Raw genomic sequence first — 5,181 nt, forward strand, 5'->3', positions numbered from 1 at the left:
TATGGGACGGCCCTGGGCCAACCGGCCGGACCAATCCTGTCCCAACTCTTTCCGGCCTTGGTCCTGTCCAACTTGTTAGCCATTATTGGTGCGGGTTTCTTGGTAAAAAACACTGAGCACTCACCGTTGAACGGCCAAGGCCAATTATTGCGGGTCAAGGATGGTTCCGAGGTCAGGGAGAAAAAACTGCCGGCCATTGCCTATGACCGGTTACTGGTGGGGATGATGGTCGCGTTGGCCTTTTATATGGTCGGTCTCTTGCTTCACTATCTAGTACCAAGCATTAATTCCTTTGCCTTTTTGATTCTAGTGGCCATTACGGCCAAGGGTTTGAACATAGTACCGTCCTACTATGAGGATTCGGCTGTCCTCTTTGGACAAATGATTGTCCAGACGATGACTAAGGCCTTACTAGCCGGTGTCGGCTTGGCCCTCTTGGATTTGTCGGCCTTGATGCAAACCTTGACTTGGCAGCTCGTCGTCTGTGTTGTGGTTTCAGTGGTCACGATTGCTTTAGTGGCCGGTTACCTAGGCCACTTGGTTGGCCTCTACCCAGTTGAAGCTGCGGTAACGGGTGGTCTGGTCAATAACTCGATGGGTGGGACTGGTAATGTCGCTGTCCTATCGGCGGCCAATCGGATGAACTTGATAGCCTTTGCCCAAATGGGAAACCGAATTGGTGGGGCCATTGTCTTAGTAATTGCCGGTTTTTATATTATGATATTCTAATAGATATTTAAAATTATTCTAAGTAATTCGTGAGAATTACTTTTTTTTAGTAAATTCCTAACATTTTTTCTTTAAATTTCAATTAATTAGTGTTAAGATACATAAGTTGCTTTGCTAAAAGGAGAATATAATGTCTGAAGAAACACAGACGTCTCAGGACGCCGGACTATTTTCAAAAATCGAAAGTAAATTACAATTAGCGGGTGTGGGAGGCGTTGCCTTCATCTTGATGGCTGTTTTGTTAGCAGCTGTTATGAGCTTGCACATCTTGCCTGCCAATATTCCAGGTGCAATGTTTGCCTTGGTTTTGTTGGGTGGCGTGTTCTTTTACATCGGTAATCATACACCTATCTTGAAGTCTTACTTGGGTGGGGGATCAGCCTTTGCCGTCGTAGCCGGATCTGCTATGGCCGCTCTTGGTTGGGTTCCAAAGGATTCAGTTACGACCATCAAGACGTTTATCTCAACTGGTAACTTCTTGGAATTCTATATTGTAGCGTTGATCACGTCTGCAATCTTGAAGATGGATCGTAAGTTGCTCTTGAAGTCAGCTGTCCGCTTTTTGCCAGTTGCCTTCGGTGCCATGATCATCTCATTCTTCGTGGTGAGCTTGGTAGGTCAATTGTTGGGACTTGGATTTAACCATACTGCTTTGTATGTTTCATTCCCAATGATGGCTGGTGGTATCGGTGCCGGAATCGTGCCATTGTCAAGTATCTATGGTCATGCCTTGCATACATCGGCCGGAAATATCTTAAATCAGTTATTCCCATCTGTTGTTTTGGCAAACTTGATGGCCATCATCGGCTCATCATTGTTGGTTAAGTTCACAACGAAGTCAAAGGCCAACGGCCAAGGTAAGTTGTTGAAGGCTGGCGATGGTGAAATCGTTGAAGACAAGAAGGCCGAAAAGGCTCCAGCATTGAACTACGAACAAATGTTAACTGGTATGATGGTTGCTTTGTCATTCTACCTTGTTGGAACTTTGTTCAACCACTTTGTGCCAAAGATTAACGCTTTTGCCTTTTTGATTTTGGCTGTTATTATTGCTAAGGCCTTTAACTTGGTTCCTAAGCACTATGAAGACTCAGCTGTGATGTTTGGAAACTTAATCGTTTCAACAACCACACAAGCTTTGTTGGCTGGAATTGGTTTGGCCTTGGTTGACATGAACAAGTTGCTCCAAACTCTTTCATGGCAATTGGTTGTTTGTGCCTTCGTTTCTGTTGTCACAATCGCGATTGCTGGTGGATTCTTGGGTAAGCTCTTTGGTTTGTATCCAGTCGAATCAGCTATCTCAGCTGGTATGATTAACAACTCAATGGGTGGAACTGGAAACGTTGCTGTTTTGTCAGCTTCTGACCGGATGGGCTTGATCGCCTTTGCTCAAATGGGTAACCGAATCGGTGGAGCTATCATCTTGATCTTAGGTGGTATCTTGATTACGGTTATGCACTAATTTTTCAAAAATATTTTTAGATTTGCTTTGTTGTAAAAGGCGGACCATGAATTTCATGGCCCGTCTTTTTGTGTTTCTTGGTGAATTTTGGGACGAGAAAGTAGGTGAATATTACAAAGATGGTTGTTGAACTTAAGTGCTTATTTAGTTCATTTCGTAATATTTTAGACTTATTCTAATTGATTTCAAGGTAAAATAGGCCACGTTTGATTGAAATATTTAAAAAGTTAATATTAATTTAATGTTAAGAAGCCTTGGTATTATCATGTTTTCAGTTGATTGTGGATATTTTTTCGTATTTTTTCTCGAAAAAAGTTTGAAAATTCAAAAAAGACATAATATAATGTGTTTGTAATACATCTGCAACCAAAGAGGAGGAAAAAGTATTATGGACGAAAAGTTTGAAATCAATAAACACTACAAGATGTTCAAGGCAGGGAAGACTTGGATGTTTGCAGCAGTTGCATCATTTGCATTTTTGGGTGCTGCAGGAGCAGCCTCACATGCTGATACTCACTTGAACTTTGGTCAAAGTTTGACGGCATCGGCTAGCACAGAAAATGACGCAAACAACACAAGCGCAAACAACACAAGCGCAAACAACACAAGCGCAACACCAGCTGCAACAAATAGTAGTGCCGATACCGGTGGACTTTCTGATGTTCACTTTGATACTTTAGCTGAAGCATGGGCAGGTAAGATTATTGATCTTCCGCCAGTTACTGACGTCGCTGCTGATGGATCACAGAGCTTGAAGTATCAAGTTAAAAATGTTTTCGTTCGTGCTGATCCAACTCAAAATAATAAGTTGGTTGCTACCTATTTGAGTGGGAAAACAACTATTGAAGTTACGCCGGAAGGATATAACAACTCTGTGGCGGTTCAAGTTGGCCCAGCTGACGGCTCAAATTGGACTTACTTGAAGTACTTCTTTACATCTGATCGTACCTCATCCCACAAGCCAAGTGACGTTCCTGAAGATAAGATGGTCTATTTGACAGACACGCCTGACAGTAATAATGCAGGGATTGCACGTTCATTTACTTTCACTACAGATGATCCTAAGAATAACGCAATTCAAGTATCTTATACTTCAAGTAAAGATGCTGGTGGAGATGGAAAAGCTCACTATTATCAGACTCCTGCTGTTAATGTTTCGACTAATGTGGGATTCCTTGAGGCCCAGCAAAAGGCTGCCGCAACACTTAAGAGTGTTTATGATGGTCAATTAACTAAGATTACCGGTGACACAACACTTCAGGAAGATGCACCAACTCAAACAGCGGAAAAGAATTCACTCGACAATCTTTTCAGTCAAGCAACAGCAAAGCTCTATCAAGATCAAGACCAAGCAGCGTTAGATGCTGACGTCACAGCAGGAACAGGTTCATTAACTAGTGTCTACAAGCCATCTGCTTTGCCTGGTGCAAAGCAAACTGCTAAGGATAGTTTGAAGGCAACTGCTGATAGCGTTAAGAAGGAAGCTGCTGATGATTCAAATTTGACTGATGCAGAACGGAAATCTATTGACGACAGTGTTGATTCAACATTGACCACTCAACAAGGAGATGTCGATCAACAAACTACTCCTGATGCTGTTACTACAACAGCGGCAGCTGGTTACAAAGCTTTGCTTGCTTTGTACTCAACATTGCCAGGAGCACAAAATGCTGCTAAGGCTTCATTGACACGGACAGCAGATGAAGTTTCTGCTAAGATTAAGGCTGATGCTAATTTGACTGATTACGAAAAGGCCGGTCAATTAGGTACTGTATCTGATGCATTGGATGCAGCTGAAGCCAAGGTTGCTAGTGCAAAGTCAGTTGCTGATGTTAACTCTGCAGCTGCTGACGGTTATAAGACTTTGTTGGATGCATATGTTCCAGGAAAGCCAGCTCCAGAAGTTAAGACAGTTACGGAAACAAAGACTGTTCAAGAACCTGCTCCTGCTGCACAACCTGCACCTTACTACGCACCAACATACTTGCCAGCAACTTACTATGACTATGAAAAGCCAGCTAGCTACTTGCCAGCAACTGGTAAGGATGCTAACGCAACTACTCAAAACAAGACTGGTTTGATTGCTGCTGCCATCGCTGCAGTTGCTGCCGGATTGGTTGTCTTGGGATTGCGCAAGAAGAACTAATTTTTTCCTCCTCACGACAAAGGTAGTGGATTCCACCTTCACACGTACTGCCATTATGCTTTGTCAAAAGCTCACATCTTGGATGTGGGCTTTTTTAGTGTCTTTGATTTTTGACAAAAATCAAGAAACTACCTATAATAGTAGACAGTATTGTATTGGGTAGAAGTGCGGATTAGTGCACACACCGGAGGAGGCGTATGGCTGAACGAATTCCACAAAATGTCATCGATGAAGTCCGGTCACAAACCAATATTTTGGATGTTATCCAAAATTATACCCAGCTCGTAAAACGGGGGCGGGAGTGGAATGGATCGTGTCCTTTTCACGAAGACCGCCGACCATCACTCTTCGTTGATGACCAAAAGCAAGTCTTTCATTGCTTTTCATGTGGTCGATCAGGGACTGTTTTTTCATTTTTAATGGAAAAAGAGGGATATTCTTACCCGGAGGCCATCTTAACCTTAGCCAAGGATGCCAATATTACTGGTTTGGACCAGTACCAAGGACAACCATCGGCCCGGCAAGAACAATTCGCTGCGATTTTTGACCTCTATAGTAATGCCCAACGGCTTTATACGCATATCCTGTTAAATACAACGGCAGGGGAAGCGGCCTTGGAGTACTTACACAAGGATCGTCAGCTGGATGATGAAACCATTAAGCAGTATGGGTTGGGCTTTGTTCCTAGTAACAATGTCTTACTGGCTTACGCTAAGGACCACAATTTAGATGAAAGCTTATTGAAAGATAGCCAACTCTTTATTGTTCCGGAAGAGGGGCCGATTACTCGTGACCGCTTTAATAACCGGGTGGTTTGGCCGATTAAAGATAGTCGGGGCCAGGTTCG

Annotated in this window: 4 protein-coding genes; all 4 read left to right on the forward strand. The window is 43.1% G+C overall.

Annotated features, from left to right (window positions below; all coding sequences use genetic code 11):
• On the forward strand, positions 1 to 729 hold a 729-nt coding region (locus tag AOQ29_RS08090), incomplete at its 5' end, for a 2-hydroxycarboxylate transporter family protein (protein ID WP_242977405.1).
• Between the two features lie 130 nt (positions 730 to 859).
• A complete protein-coding gene (locus AOQ29_RS05465) occupies positions 860 to 2,188 on the forward strand; it encodes a 2-hydroxycarboxylate transporter family protein (RefSeq protein ID WP_061993503.1) in 1,329 nt (442 codons plus the stop codon).
• 388 nt (positions 2,189 to 2,576) lie between these two features.
• Positions 2,577 to 4,334 carry a KxYKxGKxW signal peptide domain-containing protein gene (locus AOQ29_RS05470; protein WP_061993504.1) on the forward strand — a complete coding sequence of 586 codons (1,758 nt, stop codon included), beginning with the start codon at positions 2,577 to 2,579 and terminating at the stop codon, positions 4,332 to 4,334.
• A 197-nt stretch (positions 4,335 to 4,531) separates the two neighbouring features.
• Positions 4,532 to 5,181, forward strand: a 650-nt coding sequence (locus AOQ29_RS08095; protein WP_242977406.1) for a CHC2 zinc finger domain-containing protein, incomplete at its 3' end; no start/stop codon positions are given.

This window comes from Fructobacillus ficulneus (genome assembly GCF_001047075.2).
Classification (GTDB): domain Bacteria; phylum Bacillota; class Bacilli; order Lactobacillales; family Lactobacillaceae; genus Fructobacillus; species Fructobacillus ficulneus.

Bases quoted from the DNA above. Each gene is read 5' to 3' on its own strand.
- AOQ29_RS05465 (WP_061993503.1), top strand. From the start codon at position 860: ATGTCTGAAGAAACACAGACGTCTCAGGACGCCGGACTATTTTCAAAA.
- AOQ29_RS05470 (WP_061993504.1), top strand. From the start codon at position 2,577: ATGGACGAAAAGTTTGAAATCAATAAACACTACAAGATGTTCAAGGCA.